We start from the raw sequence: 24858 nt of genomic DNA on the forward strand, positions 1-24858 counted from the left end.
AAATTGGTTTATATGTACTTTTCATATTCCTTGTAAATAACGTGGTGTCGCATTATGCAAAATGAAAGAGAAAAATTTTCTTCAACAAAAAAAGCATAGAGTGTACAACACCCTATGCCTTTTTACTTATCATGTTTTCCCTTTTCTTTTTCATCATGTTTTGAAGAATTGTCATTCTTATTTTCTTTTTGCTGCTCTTTTTGCTCTTTTTTCTGTTCCTGATATTCTTTTTTCTGTTCTTTTCTTTGCTCTTTGTTCTCGTTTTTCTGTTCCTTATCTTCTTTTTTCTGTTCTTTATCGTTATTTTCTTCTCTATGGCCGCTATTTCTTTCTGGTTGCGGCTGCTGTACGCGAGCTGGTTGTTGTTGTTCTTTTTCTTGTTGCTCTTTCGGCTCACTTCTTTCTTGTTGCACAGAAGAAGAGGAATTCGATGGCGAATCTGAATTAGGGGATGCATCCGGCTGCGAATGTACCTCAGAAGGTTGTTCCTTCTGCACTTGCGACGGTGCAGGTGAGACAGACGATTTCTTCTTCTCGTTTTCCTGTTTCAGATAAATCCCTGTGCTGACTCCTGCTTTTTGGGCATTCTCCCTTATCTGCATAGTACTTTCCTGATATATGACTGTAACATGTTGTGTATCATACTCTCTCTTTAACTCTTGCATAGCCTTCTGCAGTTGCGGCTCTAGCGATTTTTCTTTTGCAACGGATGTTAGCATGACTTGCTTTTCACTCGTTAAGTATCCATCCTCTTTGCTTTGCTTTACAATCGCACGCACTACGTCTTGCAAAGGCTCATTTTTCCAGCCTTTTATTTCTTTTAAAATACGCCTGCCATCCTCATTGCAAGCTCGTAATTCCGTAACACGAAGATCCTTTGTCACACTTACTTCTAAGCTCGGATTAATATCGATAGAAACATAGGCAAGCGCTTTTTCTTCTGGCTGATTGAATACAAACAAAAAAACACATAGAAAACAAGCAAAAATTAGCAATGCCGGTTTTAATATAGAAGGAACTGAAAAGGTCACTTGTCTCTTTTCTTGTTCATGAAATACAATTTCCTGTCCGATTATATAAGAGTTCGACTTTTTCTTACAATTAATAAATTCTCCGTCTGGTGTCAAAACAACTATGCTGCGTTTTCTTATATCCATCACAATTCCTTTATTCATTCCCCTGCCCCCCTCTTATATATTCTTGAATGTATATGTAGTTGTTTACAAAAATAATGCACATTGCAATGATGTATTTTCTATGCCTCTCTAGCGTTTTGCGACTTGTTCTAACATGCGGTTCAATTTGTTTGAGAGGTAACTTTTTCTTTCGGAACAGCTCTTCTATCATTTTCTCTTCTTTTATAATAATCTTTACAATTCCTATTAAATGTTCCCGCGTATCACGATGTTTCGGAGACTCCTTCGCAAGCTCGGCAAACGATATTTTAAATTCAGATAGCACGCTTTGAAAATGAAGAATTTCTTCCTTCCGATTGCTATTTTCCATCTCTTTCATATATTCTGTAAGTGCCGCTTGTACTTCCATTGTTTCCTCTTGCTGGTCTTCTTTTAAAAAGATAAGGTTATGCCTAGACTCCTTACGTATATAGTCAATTACATCTCTTTTTATAAGAAGCTCAGCAAATAAAAGAAAAGATTTCCCTTTTTTATATGAATATTGTTCAATAGCTTGATGAAATGCAAACAGTCCAATGCTATATTCATCGTCCTGCTCTGTAATATAACGACGACAGACAGCTGAAATCGATTTTCGAATAAAAGGCCGATACCGAGCGATAAAAGCTTCCTTATCTTCTTCATTTTTTTGTACATTTAATACTACATCTTCTATTGTCGATTTTTTTACGACTTTCATCAATAAACTTAACACAGGTAATCCTTCTCCTCCCCTCTGCTATAAATAGCAAAACGGTCACTAAAGAAGTGACCATTTCCCCACAGTATTTCCCTACTTTTCTTAGTTCTTTTCTTTATGTTTGTCTTCATGTTTGTTTTCATGTTTTTCTTCATGTTTTTCATGACCAACTTTTTTACCGTTATCTTCATGATTTTCCTTTTGCTTGGATTGCTCATGATTCTCATGAGAAACAGCAGCTTTATGTACTGGTTGTGCTGGTTGTGCCGGTTGTGCTGGTTGTGCTGGTTGTGCCGGTTGTGCCGGTTGTGCTGGTTGTGCCGGTTGTGCCGGTTGTGCTGGTTGTGCTGGTTGTGCTGGCTGTGCCGGTTGTTCCGGTTGTGCCGGTTGTGCCGGTTGTGTCGGTTGTGCCGGTTGTGCCGGTTGTGTCGGTTGTGCCGGTTGTGCTGGCTGTGCCGGTTGTTCCGGTTGTTCCGGTTGTGCTGGCTTGTTTTCCTTTGCAACAGCACGCTCTTGCTTTTCTTGCGCTTTCTCTATTTTAGCAGCAATTTTTGCAAAACTCTTCTCTATATTTTTGGTAATCGCAGCTTTTGCTTTCGGATTTTTCACTTTATCAAGCGCTTTTGCTAATGCTTCGATATTGTTTCCGATGTGAACTTTTACTTTTTCTGCTTCTGTTTTTTCTTTATCAGCCGGCTTTTTCGTTTCTTCTTTTTTTGTTTCAGCAGTCTTTTCTGCTTCTTCTTTCTTTACTTCAGCAGTTTTTTCCGCTTCTTCTTTCTTTACTTCAGCAGTCTTTTCTGCTTCTGTTTTCGTTTCTCCTGAAAACTCATCCGCTTTTTCTAAGTTTTCAGCTGCTTTTTCTAATGTATCTTTTGTGAAATCATCTTTTCCCTTTTTCATTAACACATCCGCTTCAGCAATGCGTTCTGCAGCTTGTTCAGATAGTAACTTTGCCTTGGCTAAATCATTGTTCGCAAGTGCCATTTTAATATCTTCCACCATCGTTTTTACGAAATAAAAGAAATCCCCTTGCACTAAAGTCGGCTTTTCTGTCTCTGTTGTTTTTGCTGCGTCTGTGTTGCCGCTAGCATACGCCGCCGTTCCCATTAGAAATGGACTACATGCCATCATTGTTACCATAGTTCCTTTTAGCAATATCTTTTTCATGTCATTTTTCCTCCATTTGTTTTCTTCACTATACATATTCGGAGGGAAAATAAGTTTTAGGGGGGTTAGAAAAATTTTTTCATAAAAAATAAAAAGATGACTTCCCGTCACCTTTTTCAATAAGTATGAAAATTACTCTTCTATTTTTCTATCATCCGTAAACTTCTAACTATGTAAAATATCATCGTACTAAATAATATACCGAGAAATATGACAACAGAAATTGTAGAATATTCAACTTCTCTTTGCATTGCAATTTGTACGTTTTCCCACGCACTATATACACCAAATGTAATAATCTCAAATTGTAACCACCCTAATAATGTACGGGAATGAATATATAATTGTTGTTTTTGTTCTTCTGTAACATGCGAAGGATAGTTAAACAAATGAGGAAAGCGACTTAACACATGAAATAATATATAGAATCCTAAACCAACAGTCGGATGAATAAAAATATTTCCTTTCCCGCCAAACCCATCTGCTTCTCCATCGAAACCGAAATGAGTTGGAATCACATGTGGTAAAGACGACCACATGAAGCCAATGTATATAAGCATCAAAACGATTCCAATAAGCGACAAACCATCTAGCCACTTTTCAAGAATTGTTCTTGGCGCAATCTTTTTCATCTCTACTCCTCCTTGCTTTCATACTATTATTTTACTATATTTTCCATAAAAACAAAAAGAACATTTTTTTATGATATCTGGTGAGAAGACCACCACCTCAAGCGGGAAACGGTAGATGGGGGTAGTTCAATAAGGTTACTTATTTTTATAAACAATCTTTTTTTCAAAATAAACAGCATACAATAAAGTGAAACTTCCATCAGTGGGGGTTTTCTTCATCTCCCGCTGATGGAAAGCCCGCCCAATCGGGCTTTTACGGGCAGTTATCCCCCACCTATCTTCTTTAGAAAAGCGGAAGCGGCTCGCTCAGAAACGCAGGACGCCCACGTCCCTGACAAAGAGGCGCTTTTTGCCTCGGCGGAGGGGCGAAGCGACCGGAGATTCTAGCCGCTAGAGCTGGACAACGATTCTCTCTCAACCTTGAGGTGGGGGTCTTACTGCCCGCGAATAGCGGGATAAAAATAAAAAAGAGGTGAAGAGCATGCCTGCAATTGTTGACAGCGTTGTCATTTCACGATGTAATGGGACTGTAAATTTAGGAGACAAATATAATGTAAATCCTCAATTCCGTAATAAAGAATATCATGGTTCTGGATCATCAAATGCAGCAAAATCACTGAAAGTCTTTAATGGAGTTAGTACCTCAAATGTATTTGATAATGATCAAACTGATCAAGATATAACATTTACATTGTAAACTATATATACTAGTTAACCCCCCTTTTTTTAGGAAGGACGAGAGCATCTGGCCTTGCATAGAAGCGGTCAGGGCCTTTTTTGCCACATGCTAGGTTTAAAACAAAAGGAGTAAGCAAGTAGTGGTCATGTTGTATTCTCCATAGCAGCGACTTACAAAGAAAAGCGGAAGCGGCTCGCTCAGAACAAGAGGGGGATGGAGCTTCTGACATAGAGGCGCTTTTTGCCTCGGCGGAAGACGCGAAGCCACCGACTGTTCTAGCCGCTGGCGCTGGATCATAAAGAAAAGCGGAGCCGACTGTTTAGGCCCGTTAGCTAAGGTTCTTTCACACAGAAGGTGTTTTTTTACCTTCTTGTGTGGAAGGTTCTTAGACATGAGGGCCTAGGAGGCAGAGCTAGACAAAGATGCCGAAAAATTAAAATGGATATATAGCAAAAAGAACAAGTAGCTTCCTAGTCTTTATGCTAGAAAATTACTTGTTCTTTTCCATTTTTATCTTTGATACACAATTACGATTCTTAACGACTATTTCTTCTTATATTCTTCAAATGTATTAATTCTTTCAAAAATTGGCGGATGTGTGTACATGAAAAATTTCACCAAAGCCGGCGGATTCACTTGACTCAAGCTCGTCTTCGATAAATATTGAAATGTTTTAACTCCCGACTGACCATCTTTCGTCATATCTAATGCGTATTGATCGGCCGCTCTTTCTTCAATGCGCGATACGTAATTTGTAGCAGGACTTACTGCAAAAGAAAGCATCGAAGATACAAGGAAAAATAGTGGTAAAACTGAGAAACTAGCTACCTTAGAAATATGCAGTGTATCGCTCCACTTACGAATACACGCGCTAATAATACGGTTAATAAGATACATGCCAACAAAGGTTAAAACTATATAACTCCCAACGCCCCAATATATATGTTTCATAACGTAATGACCCATTTCATGCGCCATAATAAATAATATCTCTTTATCTTTTAACTGCTCTAGCGTCGTATTCCATAAAACGATGCGAGAATTTGAGCCAATCCCCGTTACGTATGCATTTAACGAATTTGTTTTCTTTGACATATCCACTTCATACACATGCTCTGCTGGAATATTTGCTTGATCTGCTAATGTTAAAATCTTTTTCTCAAGCTCCTTATTATGCAGCGTTGAAAAATCATTATAGAGCGGATCAATGATTACTGGCTGAATGAATGTTAAAAAGATCGTGAATGGAACAGAAAGCGCCCAGCCATACAGCCACCAGCGTTTCGGATACTTTTTAATGAGCCATAACAGCACTGTCACGACAAGAAACATAAGCAAAAAATTTATCCAAAAGTCCAGTATATGCTCCTTTATCCAATTTGCCGTTGATTGTGTAGAAATGCCGTAATCAACAGATACTTGATGACTAATCCATTGCAGCGGCAACGCAAGTATTGTTGTCACAAGCGATAAATAAAACAAATAAATCGCAATTTGTAGTACTCGGAATTTCGTTGTATCTTTCGCCCACTTTTCAAACCGCTTTGATACACCGAAAATGAGTACAAATAATAAAACAATCCATTGCAGCGGCGTTGCTAAAAAAAACAATAAATTCTTTACCCGCGAGTAATCTTGACTAAGTGTCAGCTCCCTTGCATTCATAAATGTTGCTGGATCTGCATTCGTTCCTTTATACGCTTCCGGTATGATCTCATGATTCCAGCCAAATAAGTACCAATATATAAATAATGCAAATAGAGCGTACAAAAAAAGTGTCCATCTCATCACTTTTCGCATGATTTCTCCTCCTCATCGCTGCCTGTCTATTAATATTGTAGTTCGTTCCTCAAAAAATAGAACAAGCTAATACATGAAATGTCATGTAATATTCACTCATTCCCTCCTTATTTTTCAGATTTTTCTTATAAAATAAAAATTGGGAGGGATTGGAATGAAGAAATTGTACATTACTTTTACGCTCGGGCTTATTGTTGCAACCTTGATTGGAATTTTTTATTTTACGAGTTACCGAAAAGCATCAGCGGAAATACCAAAGGGGATTATTATGGAAGATGTAAACGGAACATCTGTATCATTTGATCAATTACCGAAAAAATTAAAATTAGTAGAATTTATGTATACAAAATGTCCAGACATTTGCCCGGTTACAACATACAAAATGAAACATTTACGAGATGAACTTGTAAAACAAAAAGTGTTCGGAACAAAAATCGAATTTATTACAATTACGATTGATCCGAAATACGATACGAAAGAAATTCTAGAACATTACTCCAAAACATTTGATATGAAAGAAACAACAGGTTGGCATCTGCTGCGCGGCGATGAGGAAGAAACGAAACAACTAGCCGAATCTTTTAACTTCCGCTACCGTGACCCTGGGAGCGGTCTTTACATTCATACTTCTAACTCTTACTTACTAGATGAAAATAATCGTTTAATTGAAGTATTCGGTATGGGAGAGCGCGGGTTTGATAGTAAAGAAGTGTTAGAGAAAATTAAGAAAGCGATGTAAACCCCCTTTCTTTTAGAGGGGCGAGAGCATCTGGCCTTGCATAGAAGCGTTCAGGGCCTTTTTCTGCCACGTGCAAAGTTTAAGGGCAAGTGCAGGTCATGTTTTATCCCGCATAGCAGCAATTTATATGTTAAAAAACAAAATAGTTTCATACAAATAATACGATATCGACGCTTTTCTAAATATATCGGCGAAATTGCTTCATTTATCAGCGCTTTTTTCAATATATCGGCGCAAACGGGACATTTATCGGCGGCTTTTAGAATATATCGGCGATTCGACAGGAAATAAAGACCATTCGACGATGTTCGACATGCGTATACTGTAAAATACTGAGCCCAAATGTAGCCTTGGAATAAAGTTTGATTAAATTAACTTAATAAACCTTGATAAAAGAGACAAATAGAAAAAGCGTGTCTTGAAAAAAAGATTGATCAAAACACGCTTTTTCTATTTTCAATTGAATCATCCTTTTATAAAAAAGTTTGATAATTTTTATTATCCTTGCTCAATTAAAGCGCTCTATTCTGGAATAAGTTAAATACCCATGTCAGTATAAAGTTTCTTTGTTAAATTAATTTAAAGAAATTTTAGACTCAATTCTAAATGAAACTACTTGATATCAAATTTTTACGTCGATACACACTTAACACGATACCCATTAAAAACGCATTAAACAGAGTTGGCATCAATCCATAGCTAATAAAAGGCAAGGATATAGAAGTGATGGGTAATAAGCCTAAGATCATTCCAATGTTATAAATAAACTGGACTACAAAAAGAGTCATTCCACCAACAAGAAGCAATTTACCATAATGACCATTTATTTTATGAGATATGACCATTATCCTTGCTACAAAAAGAGAAAGAATCAAGACAAGGATTAGTGCAAACAAATACCCATAATAGTAAGTCAAACTTGCAAACACAAAATCAGTATGTGCAGCCTGAGTAAACTTTATATTTCCAGATGTACCAAACCACCCTGCTGACGATATTAACTCTTTTAAACGTACATACATATAACCCTGACCATCTGCGTAATTTTCTGGGTTTAAAAACCCTAAAATTCTATCCAACTGGTATTCCTTTACTGAGGACCAGAAAAACAATCCACCGATGATAGATAAACAAATTGGTACAACTGTAATTATCAATGCCTTTTTCTTACCTAACTTACTCCACCAAAGCATAACGAATACCATCATGATATAGATAAAGGTTGTTGAAAGATTTGGTATAGTTAAGAATAGATACAAAGAAAATAAGTACAAAATCCCAAGAAACCAAACCTTTAACCTACCGTTATTGAAAAAAGAAGCCCAAGCTAGAAAAAAGAATGGTACAGCCATTAAGCATTCAATTGTAATGGGGCCAATTTTTATAAGAGGTTCTCCATGGATTGTAGTGTTCGGAAAATAGCTTATCATTAACAGGATGAGTACTCCGATTGTGTAAAACAGCCATCCAAGTCTTTCTAATTTCCGATAATCAATCATCATCATCCCAAAAGCTGTTACAACACCGAGAATAACAAATATCACCTTATTAATTAGAAAATGATCTGTATAACCAAGAGCTACTATTGGCAAGAAACCTAACCCCATAGCAGTCACTAATAAAATAATAATGAACCAATCAACCTTTGGCTTATGAAGTTTGTTAAGTTCTTGACCAAGTTTGATTGGACTTCCCATTTGTTCAACAGCCTTGTCTTCAGCAACTTCCTCACTTAACCCTTTCTCTATCCACATATTCTTTGCCTGTTTCAAGTGAAAATCCAGTTCAGTTGCCACAAGGTTCTTTGCTTCTTTTGATTTAATACGATTGGTAACTTCTTTTAAAAAACGCTCCCCTTTTTTATTCAAGTTTGTCTCACCCCTGTACTAATCCTTTTAATATAAATCGTGCCTTTGTAGAATTTTTTTCTGCCTTTCGTAGCATCTTTCTTCCCTTATCATTTAATTGATAATATTTAGCTCCTGAATGATCCCAACTTGATTGGATAAAACGATTCTGTTCCAGACGATGTAATAAGGTGTATAAAAAACCTTCATTTCTTTCGAATTTTTGAATTCCTCTCCCACGCAATAGCTGTGCCAATTCGTACCCTGTTTTTTCATTCATGAGAAGTTGCAAAACTGCTAAAAGGATATTTTCTTCATTTTCGTATGATTGATTAATTTTTTCGTGTACCTGCTTTCGATGCTGATCAGAAAAACTCAAATGTTTAAAAGTTGTATTCTCCATTGATTTTCGTAGGCCTTTTAATCGATCTTCCATTTGATTATTCCTCCAATCCTTTCTTCAATAGTTCCTTAGCTCTTTTCAGTCTTGTTTTTATCGTGTTTTCCTTCACTTCTATTACCGTAGCAATATCTTTAATTGGCAACTCTTCATAATAAAAGAGATAAATCACTTCTCGATATTTTATCGGTAAATTCATTACTGCAGAAACCAGCCTACGTTCCTCTGCATTTTGAATAACAGTTTGTTCAACACTTTCTTTTTGAATCCCGATATACGTAGATTCATCCTCTGTAACAATTACCTTTTTGTTATACCAACTTTTTATATAGTCCTTACAATGATTAATGGCAATTCTCCATAACCATGTTTTTACATTTGATTTCCCTTTGTATGTATGAAGAGATTTATAACATTTAACAAATATATCTTGCGTTAAGTCCTCAGCGACCTCTTTATTATTCACATATGAATAAACAAGCTGTAAGATTTCCTGTCCATACTTGTTCATTATCTCATCTATAAGGTCCTCCTTATCTTCCATTTCAAACGCCTCTGCTGTTAATTCATCCACATCAGTTCCTCCTTCCCATTTATTAGACGACGCAATCCATTGAAAAGTTTTATAAATCCCTAAAAAAACTGTTGGCAACGTCCATACCGTTTTTTCAAACCTTTATTTCAAGCTTAATTTTTCTTTACTAAAAATAAATCTTTTATTCTAACAAAGGCATATCCCTTTTTGTTTTCTAAATAATTCTCTACTTTAATTTCTTATTTTACTCCATGAAATTCATTATCCTGCCACCGTTCGTTTAATAAGATTTACTCAATTAAATAGCCCGATTGTTGAACAAAGAAATACTCTACAAAATGGATCTTTTTATCAAAATTTTTTACAAGTTATCGAACTTTATTTTAAATCAACACCAAATGCAAGTACGTGCCTTTGAGATTAAGTAATTCCGATTAAATACCAGTACAATTAACAAATAAAAAAACGCTTGGAAAACCAAACGTTTTTTGTGACTTCTTTAAATTCCACATTTAACACTCTTTTCCACTACTTTATTTTCCTACTAAAACAAAAACATTTCCGTCTGGAGCTTGCATTACAGCCACATGGCCACCTAAAGAATTAAGGAATGGCGTGCGAATCCACTGAACTTCAGGATTATATTTTAACGTTTCGTAAGTCTCACAAACATCTTCAACAACAATCTCAGTTTCAGCAAAATTCAAATTAGGATTATTCTTTAATACTAACTCTGAATTGCCATTAGGAAATTTCATGCCAATAAGTTTCCATTGTTTTTCTTTATCTTGAAACGTTTCCCAGGCTTTTGTTAAACCTAACGATTGATAAAATTCCACTGATTTTTCAATATCTTCTACATAAATTGCGACACATTCTATTCTTTTCCACATCAACCATCCCCCCCACACCAAGATTATCCAAATAAATAAGATAACTATTTAACTAACCTGCTCGTTATTTTAAGTACAAAGTTTAACAACATTTTTAATGTTAATTAATATTTACAATGTTTCTTCACAAAACGAGGCCACTTACTTTGAAGTCAGTCTCTTTTCACTTTATTGTTTCTTCTGCACTGGCAGCCAAATCTCCAGTTGTACAAGATCGTGCTTATCAGCATGAGAGCGCTCATCGTATAATTCAAACTCGACAACGCCGGAGTGCTCGTATCCAGAATGCGGGAACCACTCTGTAAAGATTGCATTCCATGTTTGCTGAATCGATGGTACCATTTCTTCCTCAGGTACTTTTGGCGTTGTAAATACTGCGTACGTTGCTTCAGGGAATGTGCGGCACGCCAGCTCACTTGATACATCATTAAAGCTTGTTGCTTCCATTCCAATAATATACGTAAACTCCCCTGTTTCTAAATTAAAATCCGTACACATCCCTAACTCGACGAACTCATTCGTATGCTTACGGTTTGGAATATTTTCCGATAAATTATTTTGCAAATAATTTTGCCACATGGCTGGGATATCTTTCAGGTTTTTTCCGTCTTTGCTCGTTGTCTTCATTTCATACCCAATCACTTGAAAAGCTGGCTTTGTTTCTATACGAAATTCCATTTTGATTCCCCCTAAATACGGATTAAATTTTCGCTGCATCACATTCACCTTGGAATATAGCGGTGTTCGAATCTCTTGCTTTCGATATTCACTCGGCGTCATATGAAACAGCTTTTTAAAGGCGCGTGTGAACGTTTCATGAGATTGAAAGCCGTGCTCTAGTGCAATATCAAGAATTTTCCCCTCTGTATGAGAAAGCTGATAAGCTGCCTGGGCGAGCCTTCTCTTTCGCACATACTCCATCACAGAGTCTCCTACGAGTGCTTGAAAAACGCGGTGGAAATGGTACTCAGAAAATCCTGCAATACGCGCAAGACTCGCTAACGTTTGCTTTTCCATCACATCTTCTTCAATAGAATCAATTACTTTTTGAATTTGTATTTCATAACATCCCATCTCTGTTCACCTGCCTTATATGTATTATGATAAAGGGAACTTGTGTTTTCTTCTTGATGTTTTTTGCTTTTTGTTTTATGAAACAATTCAAATATATATATAAAAGCTGCCTCATCAGCAGCTTTCTCCCCATCTATTCTACTTTCTCTAATTCACTACCAAGAAACTTCGCAATCTCTAACATACCGTATTTCCCAACAACTGCTTCAGCGTCAGCATTGTAGTTTGTATTTGTATTAATGTCATACGTAAAAATTTCACCATCTGCATTTCGAATGAACTCAATTCCAGCAATGGCGATATCATTCGCAGCTAAAACAGTCTCATATTTTTGAATGATTGGGTCATTAAAGCCCTCAATAATTTGAAACTTCGGTTTTTCCGGCGCTTTCTCTCCAACTGGGCAGAACAGATCGCCAATTTGACAAGCATCAGCTGGGCATAATTCAAATCCTTTCGATGTATCAACTTGAACTGCATATACAAATTTCCCGCCTACAAACTCACAACGTGTAATGTAAGGCTCAGGAGATTGAATGTATTCTTGAATTAATGTAATACCATCTACTGGCTCTTCAAATGCTGCACTTTCTACGTATTCTTGCAGTGAAGCAGCAGACTGAAACAGTTGAACGCCTAGTCCTTTTCCAGCGCGGTTATGCTTCGTAATGAATGGACGTCCTTCAAATTGCGCTGCTGCTTCTATAATATGTTCCTTACCAACAGCGGCAATTGTCTTCGGTGTCTGAATTCCTTGTGCATGCAGCGCCATATATTGCGCAACTTTACTTACTTCCATCTGTAGTGCTCTGCTTCCGTTGAACACTTTTCGGTTATGTCTCTCTAACCAAGAAAGGACAGCCCCTGTAAATTCCGGTGCAAAGCGATGATTTCTTGTATGAGAAGAAGCGCTCATCCGGTTATAAAATACGCCGCTCGGCGGTACAGACGAAAGATCAACATTCCCTTTGTCTAAATGCCATTCTTCATAAGGAAGACCGAGTTCTTCCAATCTTTTCGTTAGATGTCTTGTCCACTCTGTGTTTTCATGAATAACGTGAATCTTCTTCAAGGGAATACCTTCTTTCTAAATTGTGATTATATTCATTATACTCTTTTTATTAATCTGTAAAATACTAATTTTACAGATTAATAAAAAAACGAAAGACGACACGAAGCGCCTTTCGTTTTCTTACTAAATAACAAAGTCCTCTGGTATAAACACCTTCACTTCTTTCAGATGTGCATATACAACTTCCCCTGTTCGAATCTTAAGCTGCTCAAATTGCTCTTTGCTCACTTCTGCTTCTAAATATTCATCTACTCCATCACGTTTTAATTCAATATATACAACAGGACCGACAGCGTGTGTGTAGATAACTTTTGCTGGGATGGCATCGACGCTTTGCTTTGTTCGGGTAATAGATAGATGATGAGGCCGCACATATGCAACAGCGTCAGCATCGGAAATATGCACATGCTCCGGTGCTTCTAATTCAATAGAACCTAAATTCAATTTCCCTTTCCGAACACGACCGTGAAATAAATTTACATTTCCTAAAAAATCATATACAAATGGGCTAGCTGGATTATCGTACACTTCTTCTGGCGTTCCCATTTGTTCAATGCGCCCTTCGTTCATGACAACGATGCGATCCGCAACATCCAACGCTTCTTCTTGATCATGCGTTACAAACACACTCGTAATTTGAAACTCATCATGTAGTTTCCTGAGCCATCTTCGCAATTCTTTACGCACCTTTGCGTCTAATGCACCAAATGGTTCATCAAGCAACAAAATTTTCGGTTCAACTGCTAAAGCCCTCGCTAACGCAATCCGTTGTCTTTGTCCTCCAGATAACTGCGCGGGATAACGCGCCGCAAAACCATCCATCTTCACAAGTCTTAATAACTCAAGCACCTTTTCTTCTATTTCTGCTGCGGACGGTCTTAGTTTCTTTTTGCGCACTTTTAATCCAAATGCTACATTTTCAAATACATTCATATGTTTAAAAAGGGCATAATGCTGAAACACAAAACCAACTTGCCGATTTTTCACATGAATATCCGTTAAATCTTCTCCGTCGAATAAGATCGCACCTTGATCCGCTTGTTCTAACCCCGCAATAATTCGTAATAACGTCGTTTTCCCAGAACCAGATGGACCTAACAGCGCAACGAGTTCCCCTTTCGGAATTTCTAGATTAATTTGCTGCAGAGCTTGAAACGTACCGTATTGTTTCCATACATTCTGAATTTGAATACTCATCCTATTGCCTTCCTTTCCATTCAATCCAGTTCTTTATAATTAACGTAACGATCGCCAGCAATGACATTAATGACGCAACCGCAAATGCAGCAGAAAATTGATATTCATTATATAAAATTTCAATATGAAGCGGCATTGTATTCGTAACGCCTCGCACATGCCCCGATACAACAGAAACCGCTCCAAACTCTCCAATCGCACGGGCATTACATAAAATCATGCCATAGAGTAACCCCCATTTTATATTAGGCAGCGTAACACGAAAGAACATGTTCCAGCCGCTTGCTCCTAGTGATAAAGCCGCTTCTTCTTCACTTGTTCCTTGCGCCTCCATAACGGGAATCAATTCACGTGCTACAAAAGGGAATGTGACAAACACAGTGGCAATTACAATACCGGGCACTGAAAAAATAAGCCGCACGCCATGCTCCATGAGCCACGCCCCTAATTCACCGCGAGGCGTAAATAGTAATACAAAAACTAACCCGGCAATAACCGGCGAAACTGCAAAGGGCAGTTCAATGAGTGATAAAAGAAATTGTTTCCCTCTAAAGCGAAATTTTGTAATCAGCCACGCTGCCGCCACGCCAAATATCGTATTAAGTGGGACAACAATGAGAGCAACGATAATTGTTAGACGAATCGCAGAAACCGCCTCACTATCTGTAATAGCGGCAATATACACATTCATTCCACGCTCAAATGCCTTCATAAAAATCGTCGCTAACGGCAACAAAAGAAATACAGATAAATAGATAACAGTGACCGCAATGAAAATAATGCGAATCACTTTCGATTCTGTCGTGACTACTGGTGTCTGCACTGTTTTTGGCTTAATTGGTTTCACGAATGACGGTTCCATCCTTTTCTCCCCTTTCTATTCATTTTGCAATCCACGTTTTTGACTCCAGCTCTGAATGAGATTAATAGTGAACAAGAAGAAAAGAGAGACAACCAGCATGACCGCTGCCACAGCCGTCGCACCTGCATAATCGTATTGTTCAAGTTTCGTCATAATCATCAGCGGAGCAATTTCTGTTTTAAGCGGCATATTTCCAGCAATAAAAACAACAGATCCGTATTCCCCTAGCGCTCTTGAAAAAGCTAGCGAAAATCCCGCTAATAAAGCTGGTAAAATTTCCGGAAAAACAACCTTCCAAAATACTTGTAAACGTGATGCTCCTAAACTAGCTGCTGCTTCTTCCACTTCCTTCTCCATATTTTGCAAGACAGGCTGCACCATACGTACAACGAAGGGCAATCCAATAAAAGTTAAAGCAACAATAATCCCAAGTGGCGTAAAAGCTATTTTTATATGAAACACATCAAAAATTTTTCCAATCCAGCCGTTTTGAGAATACAAAGTTGTAAGCGTAATACCCGCAACCGCAGTCGGCAAAGCAAAAGGCAAATCAATTAACCCATCAAGCAGCTGCTTTCCTGGGAACGAGTAACGAACAAGTACCCAGGAGATTAATAAGCCAAAACAAACATTTACAAGCGCCGCTGCCAGTGAAGTTGTAAAACTAATTTGATAAGAATGCAATACTCTTTCACTTGTAATCACTTGAAAGAATTTGCTCCATCCTAACTGGGAAGTTTGGATAAACACGATAGATAATGGGATTAAGACAAATAAGCTTACATATAACATCGTAAATCCAAAAGAAAGTCCAAACCCGGGTAAAATTTTCTTCCTACTCTTCTTCCTCATACTCTTTCACCTCATTACATCATCTGCTTCGATTATCCCGCTACTAACGAGCAGTAAGACTCCCACCTCCAGATTCAGAGAAAGCAAAGAAGATAGGTGGGAGATAACTGCCCGTAAGAGCCCGATTGGGAGGGCTTTCCATCAGTGGGGGATAAAGCCCCCCACTGATGGAAGTTTCACTTTATTTTTGGTAGATTTTATCAAAGACACCGCCATCATTGAAATGCGTATCTTGCGCTTTTTTCCACCCTCCAAACACTTCATCAACTGTAAACAATTGTACTTTTGGGAACTGCTGGGCATATTTTTCAGCTACCTTTTGATCGCGAGGACGGTAAAAGTTTTTCGCAGCAATCTCCTGCCCTTTCTCTGTATATAAATACTCGAGATATGCCTCAGCTATTTTACGCGTTCCCTTTTTATCGACAACTTTATCCACGACAGCTACTGGAGGTTCAGCAAGAATACTGATCGATGGTGTAACAATTTCAAACTTGTCTTTCCCCAGCTCTTTTTGTGATAATAATGCCTCATTTTCCCAAGCAATGAGAACATCACCAATCCCTTTCTCTACAAAAGTCGTCATTGCCCCGCGTGCTCCTGAGTCTAGCACTTCTACATTTTTATATAGCCGACTTACAAATTCTTTTGCCTTTTCTTCACTATTATTATTTTTTTTCAAAGCGTATCCCCATGCACCTAAATAGTTCCAGCGAGCTCCTCCCGATGTTTTCGGATTTGGAGTAATAACAGAGACCCCTTTTCTCGTTAAATCATCCCAATCTTTAATTTTTTTCGGATTCCCTTTTCGCACAAGAAATACAATCGTCGATGTGTAAGGAGTCGAGTTGTTAGACAAACGTTTCTGCCACTCTTCCGGTAACAGTTTCTTCTTACTAATGGCGTCAATATCATATGCTAATGCAAGGGTCACAACATCTGCTTCTAGTCCATCAATGACCGAGCGCGCCTGACTGCCTGATCCTCCGTGAGATTGCTTCACAGTAACCGTTTGACCACTTTTTTCTTTCCAATATGTAGCGAAATCCTTGTTGAAATCTTGATACAATTCCCGGGTTGGATCATACGATACATTTAAAAGTTCAATAGACTTCCCTGATTCCGACTTACTAGTAGATGTCGTCGATGCACACCCTGAAAACAGAAGCAACGTCGACAACAGCACGCCAGCTCTAATTGATGTTTTCCCCCGCAACTTCATCTATATCCCCCCTTGTTTTATCCCACTATTCGTGGACAGTAAGACCCCACCTCAAGATTGAGAGAATCGTTGGCCAGTTCCAGTGGCTAGAATGTTCGGTGGCTTCGCTCCTTCCTACGAGGTAAAAAACACCTCTACGTCAGAAGCTCCATCCCCCTCGCATTCCGGACGAGCCACTTCCGCTTTTCTAAAGAAGATAGGTGGGGAATAACTGTCCGTAAAAGCCCGATTCGACGGGCTAACCATCAGTGGGGGATGAAGCTCCCCACTGATGGAAGTTTCACTTTATACAATAGAAAAAGGCACACAAACCTTTCACAAAGTGAATGTTGTGCGCCTTCAGTTTCTCTGATTAGCTTTTATTATTCCATTTTTCAATTATTTCTCTTTATTCTAAATACACAATTCCGATATGTCAACTAAGAAATTAAACAATTTTCACACGAAAGGGAGACCAAAGTAAAACTAACCAATTAAAGATTGTTCCCACTCTGTTCGTAAAATCCCCATTTTAATCGCATCAAAATATTTACCATCTACCATTCTTGCTTCTCTTATTCTTGCTTCTTCTTTCATCCCCAATTTTTCTGCAACTTTCATCATTCTTACATTTCCTGACCAAGTTGACATCCCTAATCGATGCAATTCAGTAGATTTGAATAGGAAATCAATCCAAAGTTTATAAGCCTCAGTACCATATCCACCATTCCAGTAATTTCTATCATAAATAACGATACCGGTTTCTAACCAATTCGTATTTTTATCTACCCAATAAGCACCTACTGTTCCAATTAATTTATCTTCAGCCAAAATAACTAGTGTACTAGGCACATTAGGAATAATTTGCGGGTCTTTCTCCCAACTTTTTAGAAATTCTTCTTTTGTTAATTTAGGTTCAGGTATATAAGGACCATTCCATTTCTTCGCTTCTTGTTCCTTCTCTTCATATTTCCAATAGTATAATTCATCAAGATCTTGGTGCGTTGCTTCTTTCAATACAATTTTTTGTCCAACAATTTTAATCATAATAAGTCAGTTTCCTCCTAAGCATCTATCTCATTACATATATTAATTTTATCATAAAATTCAAAACGCCTTTCTTTTTAGGGGCGAACGAGAGCATCTGGCCGTGCATAGAAGCGGTCAGGGCTCTTTCCTGCCACATGCGAGGTTTAAAATAAAAGGAGCAAGCAAGTACAGGTCATGTTGTATTCTGCATAGCAGCAATTTATGTGTCGGGAAATTAAAATGGACTTATATATGCTGCTCTGTTAGCATAAAAAAAGAAATGAAAACAACCTTATTATCCGTGAACAAATAGGACTACGTATGCTTTTTCACCCAATCACGAATAAATTGCTGTTCATCTGAAGTAAAAGCAAAATCTCCATAACGGATTTTTTCGTACAATCCTACTATTTCATATGAACAACCAATACGTGTAAACCACTGTTGGATCGTTTCATAGGAGCGTCTTTGTTTAGCCCTCGGTAGCTGTCGTTCCCACTTCACCAATTCAGCGCGTATAGGATGATGAGGTAACAAATCACTTTTTATCTCTGCCGAATGGAGTGGAGCTGGTTGGGTAAAAGGCTTCTTCTCATCTATCGCATCTTGTCGCAATTGCTTTTTGTTTTTTCTAGATCGATAAATACGCCAAATAGTGATTAATATAATAATCGTTATACAGATAAAGATTATTATATTTCGTATGTCAGAAGTTTTTCCTGGCTGTAAGTTAGGAATGAGCGTACCTTTTGCCCCTTGATATACTTTGTCTTCAAACCAGCGACCATGTCTGCTGGGATCATCTGTTTCATCACCCACACTAGAAGTTTTATAAGGTTTCCCTTCACCATCCACCCAATCTGTAAATCCCTCTACAATGTCAATGCTATTACTCTTCATCGCTTCCTGCATTTTTTCTCGTGAATATAGGGCTCCTTGTGATAACATACATGCTGCAATGATCGTAATACAGACGAAAATCAAACGAAACCTAGTAGCTCCCCACTTGTTCATATGGTCTCCTTTCTGTTTTCAAATTTAGAGCCAGCTTGTTCATTGCTATAAATTAAAATATATTCAATTTTTTGTAAAATGTAAATGCATTTTGGCATTACATATAAATACTACTAATAGTAATTTCTTAGGTAAGAATTTTGTACAAAATTCAATTTGATTTACAGTACTTTGCAACAAAACCATATTCTTAATAAAATAAATTTTAAAATTTAATTATATGATTGGAGAGATAAATCATTAAAAAATTTATAGTATCTTTTCTTTATTCTTTAAGTAGCTTGATTGTTTCAATGAATCTGTTCGGACTGATTATGTCCCCAAGTAAGATAGAATGGCAGGATCTTTTAGGTTTTTCCATTCTACTAATAATTTATGGAGCACCCATCATATTAACAGGGTGTATAATTGGTGAATTATTATATAGATACTATATAGTTCCTAAATCTTTATCTTTCAAACTAGCTGTAGTTATATATGCTCTATTAGGTAGTATCGTAATGGTATTAATTAAAATTTTTCTTGGTGGAGTTCCCAAAAATATTAATGAATTGTTCGATTTACAATTTATGATTTTTCCAACTATTTGTTCTATCGCTTTTTTTATAAAAAGAAATACATACAAATAAAAAACAGCTGTTCACAATTGAACTGCTGTTTTTTCATTCCCCTTATACTTGCAGCGCCTTCTCTTTTAACGCTCTTCTTAAAATCTTTCCTGTCGTGTTTTTCGGAAGTTCTTCTAAAAACTCAATGCTGCTTGGTATTTTATATTTCGCAAGGTGAAGCGCGCAATACGCCATTAGTTCTTCTACTGTCACATTTGTCGTTTTCGGTACGACGTATGCTTTAACCGCCTCGCCTAATTTTTCATCTGGAACTCCGATTACAACTACTTCCGCAATCGCTTCGTGCATATATAACACTTCTTCTACTTCACGCGGGTAGACGTTATAACCGCCAACAAGGACGATATCTTTTTTCCGGTCTACAATGTAAAAATAACCTTCTTCATCCATTTTTGCTAAGTCGCCTGTGTAAAGCCAACCATCTCGAAGTGTTGCGGCTGTGTCTTCTGGCGCTTTGTAATAGCCCTTCATTACATTCGGGCCGCGAACGATTAATTCTCCCACTTCTCCAACTTGTACTTCATCGCCTAACTCATTGACAACTTTGTTTTCCACATTCAAAATGTTTGTTCCAATCGATCCTGGTTTACGTGGACGATCAAGCGGATTAAAACAAGTGACAGGTGATGCCTCTGATAAACCGTACCCTTCTGAAACAATAGCATGGAATCGTTTTTCAAAGTTTTTAAGAAGGGCAACAGGCATAGATGCACCACCAGAAATACAAAAACGAAGTGTCTGAACATCTTCGGCACTTGCGTCCTCATGTAAATATAAATAATTGTACATCGTTGGTACGCCAGCAAATATCGTAGCTTCGTATGTACGGCAAATACGGAATACTTCTTTCGGGCTAAACTTCGGTAACATTAAAATCGTGGCGCCGTTTACAATTGGCGCATTGACAGCAACCGTTAAACAAAATACATGGAACATCGGCAGCGCTGCAATTACACGGTCATGCTCTGAGTACTGTAAATACGAAGCAACATCGTTCGCATTACTATATAAATTTTTGTGCGTTAACATCGCACCTTTTGGCTTTCCTGTCGTTCCTGATGTATATAAAATAACGGCAACGTCTTCTTCTTGTATATCTGGACCTTGATAAGCGAGGTCCCCGCTCGCCACTAAATTCGTAAACGTTTTCAAATTTTCGGTTTCTTGATGAGTTGAATCTGCTGAGGTTTCACAAATAATGATATTTTCAATAGAAGGAAGTCTAGATGTAAGTGATTGCATAACTGGTAGAAGGATGTCTAGTGTGATGATTGCTTTAACGTCTCCATTTTGTAAAATGTAATATAATTCATCTGGTGTATAAATCGGATTGACTGGAATAACTGTTGCCCCGGCACGCATCGCTCCGTATAAACCGATTAAAAAGTGCGGCGAATTCCCAACAATTAATGCGACATTGTCCCCTTTTCCAATGCCCATTTTTGCTAAATTACTAGAAAACTTTATGACCATTCCGTTAAATTGGTCATAAGATACCGACTGATCCTGAAAAATATAAGCCGGCTTGTCTCCTTTCTTTTTCACCGTTTCGGCTAATCTTTGAACGAGATTCACAAAATCCCCACCTTATGTAAAATTTAAAAAATTCTAAATACATTATATTAAAAGAAAATTGCCAGTGCAAGTTACATTTCATAAAACATATATAAAAAAACAACCACACGTAAGATATGGTTGTTTTTTAAATGGTTAAAAGAATAAAGATAAGAAATCTTCTTTTGTTATATTGCCAAAATAACGTAGTACTTCGACATCAGCTAGCGCCGCCGCAAATGCTTCCTGATCAAACACCTTACCACTTAAGCGCTCTTCGATGTCACGTACATCTTCAATACCGAAAAAGTCCCCGTAAATCTTGCATTCTGAGACTACGCCTTTTTGCACTTCTAACCGAACATCTACTTGTCCAACTGGGAAACGGTGTGAATGCTGTAAGTTAAATTTTGGAGATTTTCCGTAGTTCCATTCCCAATTTCGATAACGTTCTTCTGAGATTTTATAGATTTCTTTCCAATCTTCTTCCGTTAATTCATACGTTGGAATCTCATTTTCCCCTTCAAAAATATTTTCTAAAAGCAACTGTTTAAATTCTTCAATTGTAGTTTTCTCACTTAAAAATTCCGCAATATTTGCAACGCGGCTGCGAATCGATTTAATTCCTTTTGATTGAATTTTATCCATCTTTACATTTAACGCCGACACAACATGGTCGATTTCAGAATCAAATAATAACGTACCGTGACTAAACATACGTCCTTTTGTAAGGAACTGGGCATTACCAGAAATTTTTCTTCCTTCCGCTAAAATATCATTGCGGCCACTTAATTCTGCGTTAATTCCTAGTTTTCCAAGTGCTACTGTCACCGGCTCTGTAAACTTCTTAAAGTTATGAAAACTATCCCCATCATCCTTCGTGATAAAACTAAAGTTTAAGTTTCCTAAATCATGATACACAGCGCCGCCGCCAGAAAGACGTCTTACAACGTGAATTCCCTTTTCACGTACGTAATCAGCATTAATTTCTTCCACTGTGTTTTGATTCTTCCCGATAATGATAGATGGTTCATTAATGTAAAACAGTAAATACGTTTCATTAATGTTTAAGTTTTTTACACAATATTCTTCAATCGCTAAGTTAATCGTTGGATCTGTGATTCCTTTATTATCAATAAATAACATCGTTTCACCTCAAGATTCCCAAACGTAACCGCTATGTGCGAGTACGATGCGGCCGTTAAAAATTTGTTTTGCCTCCGTTACCAAGTCTGATAACTCTCCTGCATGCGGCAAATGAGTTAAAAGCAGTTCTCCTACATTTGCATGTTTTGCAATTTCTCCTGCTTCTGTACTATTCATATGCCCAGCTTTTGATCCATCTTGATGTGCATACATGTTACATTCACAAATAAATATATCTGCATTTTGTGCAAATGAAACAAACTCTGGAATATAGCTCGAATCCGCTGTATATACAACAGTTTTCCCACCTGCTGTAATACGCATCGCAAAGCAAGTTACTGGATGTACTGTTTTTAAAAACGAAATAGAAAACGGACCAACTTGCAATGTTTCTTCTGGATGATATGCAATCCCCTTCGTATAAGGCGTATGTGTTAACGAGACAAACCCATTTTCGTCAAAGGTATGTCCATAAATCGGCAGTTCTGGTAATGCACCATTTATCAGGCTTGTAACTAAACGTGCATACTGAAGTACCCCAATATCAGCAACATGATCGTGATGATAATGCGATAATAGAACCGCATCTATGTCAGAAGGCGTTATGTATTTTTGAAGCTGTGCTAGTACACCGCTGCCACAATCGACAAGTAAACGAAAGCCATCGTGTTCAAATAAATATCCAGACGTTGCTTCTCCCACCTCTGGAAAACCGCCCCAAAAGCCGACAACCGTCATTTTCATATCCGTTCATCCTTTCTGTTTCACTTTCTATTTTACATTCTTAACTATAATTGATTTTCTACACATTTTCATTATTTTCAAATTTGTTATAAAACAGTTATTGACTTCAACCTTTTGTACTAATACAATAATACTAACAAATGAAAATGGAGGGATTTACATGTTAGATCAACCGATGGAGTTTTTTAGAAATTTACCGGCAAAAACTTGTTCCCATTGCGGAAGAGAGATTGATGAGCAGCACGAAGCGTACCACAATAAGTGCGAAGATTGTACGCATGAAGAATAATAGATTATAAACATAAAAAAACCTAGCAGATATCATCTACTAGGCTAGCATCATTGTATTTTTCACTGTCGACCCTTTCACCAAGAGCTCCAGTTCAAACTCGTACACTTCTTTATTTCGATAATTTTTCGTATGAATTTTATCCATCATCAGTTCCACAACTTTACGCGCCATTTCATCAATTGGCTGATCAATCGTCGTAATACCTGAGTCTGTAATTTGTGATAAGAACTGATTATTAAAACCAACTACAGCTAAATCATCAGGAATGCTCCAGCCCTGTTTGTTTGCTTCTGCGATAATTCCTGCTGCGACTTCATCTCCCCCTGCCAAAATAGCGGTAGGATTTTTTTTGTCTTGCAAAAACTCATAGAATATATTTTTTCCATCATCAATAGAGTAAGCGCTTTCAACAAAGTCAATTGACTCCACTTGTTTGCTTGCCTCTGTTACAGCACGCAAAAAGCCCATTTTTCTCTGCTGGTTGATCACCTTTGTCTCTCTGCCACGGCAAAAGACAAGATGACGATATCCTTGATCTAATACATGCTTCGCTGCTATGTACGCTCCCTGTGCATGATCAAAGTTTACAGTTGGAATGTTTGCTTCTTCAATATATTCATTGCATAAAACAATCGGTCCATGCTGTAAATAAGGCTCAACATCTTCCCAAGCATTTTCAAGTGAACATAAAATAATCCCATCTACTTGTTTCGTAGATAACAATTGTAAATACTCCAACTCTTTCTCTGGTAAATATCTTGTTTGACAAATAATCAGTTTATATTTATGATCTGAAGCCATAATTTCAATCGCCTCAATAAATTTACTGAAAAAAGGATTTGTCACACGCGGAACCAATACTGCAATTGTTTCCGTCTTTTGCTTACGTAGTCTTCTCGCCGCAGAATTCGGAACAAATCCAAGATGTTTCATTGCTAATTGTACTCTCTTTTTCTTTTCGTCGGATACATACGGATGGTTATTAATCACCCGAGAAACCGTTGTTCTTGATAACCCCGCTAATTTCGCTACGTCCTCGATCGTCGACACGAAATTCTCCCCCTTTAAATGAAAACGTTTTCTTAATTAGAATTATATAGTATATAATTGGAAACTGCAACACACCTTAATAAGAAATTACTATATTGATATTGTAAATGTTAAAAACAAGAAAAGTATACTTATAAACATTAGAAAAAATGTCATTATAGAGGGGTATCAAGTTAATATTTTAACATACTCCAAAATACAAATTTAAAAAACGACAGTTCTGTAAAAAAATAAAGAAGAAACAATCATGCTTACTGACGATCGTTTCTTCTTTGTTTTAATGCTCAAATGGTAGGTCAGACGTCAATTGCCCTTTTTCATTATGATTCACCACTACGACTCGATTATGCTCTATCAAAAAAACACCCTCTAACATTAGTAATGTCAATACATAAGCCACAAAAGTTTTTTCATACGCCGTCTTGCATACAGATAACTTGTTGTTAAGCCAATGCTTGCTTTGTCTTCCTCTTGAGAGTATCTTTCACTACAGTTTCCAGTGAATGTTTGATGATACGATAAGCTCACCTGTCTGAAATGAATCTTCTTGCATTTGAACTAGTAATTGATTT

24 protein-coding genes are annotated in these 24858 nt (G+C 37.4%); 3 read left to right on the forward strand and 21 right to left on the reverse strand.

Translation table 11 applies throughout. From position 1 onward, the window contains the following. Positions 1-122: 122 nt before the first annotated feature. The 4 genes from BM350_RS08500 to BM350_RS08525 all read right to left on the reverse strand — a co-directional run bounded on the left by BM350_RS08500 (position 123) and on the right by BM350_RS08525 (position 3677). Positions 123-1175 (reverse strand): anti-sigma factor domain-containing protein, encoded by a 1053-nt coding sequence (locus BM350_RS08500; protein WP_090915712.1) that lies wholly within the window; start codon positions 1173-1175, stop codon positions 123-125. Continuing rightward, positions 1168-1890: an RNA polymerase sigma factor SigI gene (gene sigI / locus BM350_RS08505; protein WP_090915710.1), complete on the reverse strand. Its 723-nt coding sequence runs from the start codon at positions 1888-1890 to the stop codon at positions 1168-1170. The genes BM350_RS08500 and sigI overlap by 8 nt, the downstream gene beginning before the upstream one ends. Positions 1891-1977: 87 nt before the next feature. Next, complete coding sequence (locus BM350_RS27235) at positions 1978-3045, reverse strand: DUF5667 domain-containing protein (RefSeq protein ID WP_211482626.1); 1068 nt, start codon at positions 3043-3045, stop codon at positions 1978-1980. A 140-nt stretch (positions 3046-3185) separates the two neighbouring features. Then, positions 3186-3677: a DUF1648 domain-containing protein gene (locus tag BM350_RS08525; protein ID WP_090915708.1), complete on the reverse strand. Its 492-nt coding sequence runs from the start codon at positions 3675-3677 to the stop codon at positions 3186-3188. Positions 3678-4158: 481 nt separating this feature from the next. On the opposite strand from BM350_RS08525, the gene BM350_RS08530 reads away from it, so the two are divergent. After that, a complete protein-coding gene (locus BM350_RS08530; RefSeq protein WP_090915705.1) occupies positions 4159-4374 on the forward strand; it encodes a spore germination protein in 216 nt (71 codons plus the stop codon). 525 nt (positions 4375-4899) lie between these two features. On the opposite strand, the gene BM350_RS08540 is transcribed toward BM350_RS08530, so the two are convergent. Then, on the reverse strand, positions 4900-6156 hold the full coding sequence (locus BM350_RS08540) for a M48 family metallopeptidase (RefSeq protein ID WP_090915701.1): 1257 nt from the start codon (positions 6154-6156) through the stop codon (positions 4900-4902). Between the two features lie 154 nt (positions 6157-6310). Here BM350_RS08540 and BM350_RS08545 point away from each other — a divergent pair, with 154 nt between their 5' ends. After that, the gene (locus BM350_RS08545) at positions 6311-6895 is read left to right on the forward strand and encodes an SCO family protein (RefSeq protein WP_090915699.1); all 585 of its coding nucleotides are present in this window, start codon (positions 6311-6313) and stop codon (positions 6893-6895) included. Between the two features lie 602 nt (positions 6896-7497). Here the strand turns inward: BM350_RS08545 and BM350_RS08550 are convergent. The 15 genes from BM350_RS08550 to BM350_RS08630 all read right to left on the reverse strand — a co-directional run bounded on the left by BM350_RS08550 (position 7498) and on the right by BM350_RS08630 (position 22944). Next, positions 7498-8763, reverse strand: coding sequence for an FtsW/RodA/SpoVE family cell cycle protein (locus BM350_RS08550; protein WP_090915697.1), 1266 nt, complete (start codon positions 8761-8763; stop codon positions 7498-7500). Positions 8764-8770: 7 nt separating this feature from the next. Continuing rightward, positions 8771-9178 carry a PadR family transcriptional regulator gene (locus BM350_RS08555; RefSeq protein WP_090915696.1) on the reverse strand — a complete coding sequence of 136 codons (408 nt, stop codon included), beginning with the start codon at positions 9176-9178 and terminating at the stop codon, positions 8771-8773. A 4-nt stretch (positions 9179-9182) separates the two neighbouring features. Next, complete coding sequence (locus BM350_RS08560) at positions 9183-9716, reverse strand: sigma-70 family RNA polymerase sigma factor (protein ID WP_090915694.1); 534 nt, start codon at positions 9714-9716, stop codon at positions 9183-9185. A gap of 494 nt (positions 9717-10210) precedes the next feature. Next, positions 10211-10570, reverse strand: coding sequence for a VOC family protein (locus tag BM350_RS08565; RefSeq protein ID WP_090915692.1), 360 nt, complete (start codon positions 10568-10570; stop codon positions 10211-10213). Between the two features lie 168 nt (positions 10571-10738). Beyond that, positions 10739-11644 carry an AraC family transcriptional regulator gene (locus BM350_RS08570; RefSeq protein WP_090915691.1) on the reverse strand — a complete coding sequence of 302 codons (906 nt, stop codon included), beginning with the start codon at positions 11642-11644 and terminating at the stop codon, positions 10739-10741. A gap of 133 nt (positions 11645-11777) precedes the next feature. Continuing rightward, positions 11778-12716 carry an ATP-grasp domain-containing protein gene (locus BM350_RS08575; protein WP_090915689.1) on the reverse strand — a complete coding sequence of 313 codons (939 nt, stop codon included), beginning with the start codon at positions 12714-12716 and terminating at the stop codon, positions 11778-11780. Between the two features lie 123 nt (positions 12717-12839). Next, positions 12840-13913: a sulfate/molybdate ABC transporter ATP-binding protein gene (locus BM350_RS08580; protein WP_090915687.1), complete on the reverse strand. Its 1074-nt coding sequence runs from the start codon at positions 13911-13913 to the stop codon at positions 12840-12842. 1 nt (position 13914) lies between these two features. Next, positions 13915-14775, reverse strand: a complete 861-nt coding sequence (cysW, locus tag BM350_RS08585; RefSeq protein ID WP_090915685.1) for a sulfate ABC transporter permease subunit CysW — start codon at positions 14773-14775, stop codon at positions 13915-13917. Between the two features lie 15 nt (positions 14776-14790). Continuing rightward, positions 14791-15627, reverse strand: a complete 837-nt coding sequence (gene cysT, locus BM350_RS08590) for a sulfate ABC transporter permease subunit CysT (protein WP_090915683.1) — start codon at positions 15625-15627, stop codon at positions 14791-14793. 181 nt (positions 15628-15808) lie between these two features. Further along, on the reverse strand, positions 15809-16849 hold the full coding sequence (locus BM350_RS08595; RefSeq protein ID WP_090915681.1) for a sulfate ABC transporter substrate-binding protein: 1041 nt from the start codon (positions 16847-16849) through the stop codon (positions 15809-15811). Between the two features lie 465 nt (positions 16850-17314). After that, entirely contained in the window at positions 17315-17875 is a 561-nt protein-coding gene (locus BM350_RS08605; RefSeq protein WP_090915678.1) for a GNAT family N-acetyltransferase, read from the reverse strand. A 297-nt stretch (positions 17876-18172) separates the two neighbouring features. Continuing rightward, on the reverse strand, positions 18173-18871 hold the full coding sequence (locus tag BM350_RS08610; RefSeq protein ID WP_090915676.1) for a hypothetical protein: 699 nt from the start codon (positions 18869-18871) through the stop codon (positions 18173-18175). Positions 18872-19542: 671 nt separating this feature from the next. Then, positions 19543-21075, reverse strand: a complete 1533-nt coding sequence (locus BM350_RS08620) for a fatty acid--CoA ligase family protein (protein ID WP_090915672.1) — start codon at positions 21073-21075, stop codon at positions 19543-19545. A gap of 135 nt (positions 21076-21210) precedes the next feature. Next, positions 21211-22200, reverse strand: a complete 990-nt coding sequence (locus BM350_RS08625) for a lipoate--protein ligase (RefSeq protein ID WP_090915670.1) — start codon at positions 22198-22200, stop codon at positions 21211-21213. Positions 22201-22209: 9 nt separating this feature from the next. After that, a complete protein-coding gene (locus BM350_RS08630; RefSeq protein WP_090915668.1) occupies positions 22210-22944 on the reverse strand; it encodes an MBL fold metallo-hydrolase in 735 nt (244 codons plus the stop codon). 160 nt (positions 22945-23104) lie between these two features. Between BM350_RS08630 and yhfH the strand changes: the two genes are divergently transcribed. Then, positions 23105-23233 (forward strand): protein YhfH, encoded by a 129-nt coding sequence (gene yhfH / locus BM350_RS08635; RefSeq protein ID WP_090915666.1) that lies wholly within the window; start codon positions 23105-23107, stop codon positions 23231-23233. Positions 23234-23272: 39 nt separating this feature from the next. Here yhfH and BM350_RS08640 read toward each other — a convergent pair whose 3' ends face one another. Then, positions 23273-24286, reverse strand: a complete 1014-nt coding sequence (locus tag BM350_RS08640; protein ID WP_090915663.1) for a LacI family DNA-binding transcriptional regulator — start codon at positions 24284-24286, stop codon at positions 23273-23275. Positions 24287-24858: the final 572 nt, after the last annotated feature.

The organism is Bacillus sp. 103mf (assembly GCF_900116295.1).
GTDB lineage: Bacteria > Bacillota > Bacilli > Bacillales > Bacillaceae_G > Bacillus_A > Bacillus_A bruguierae.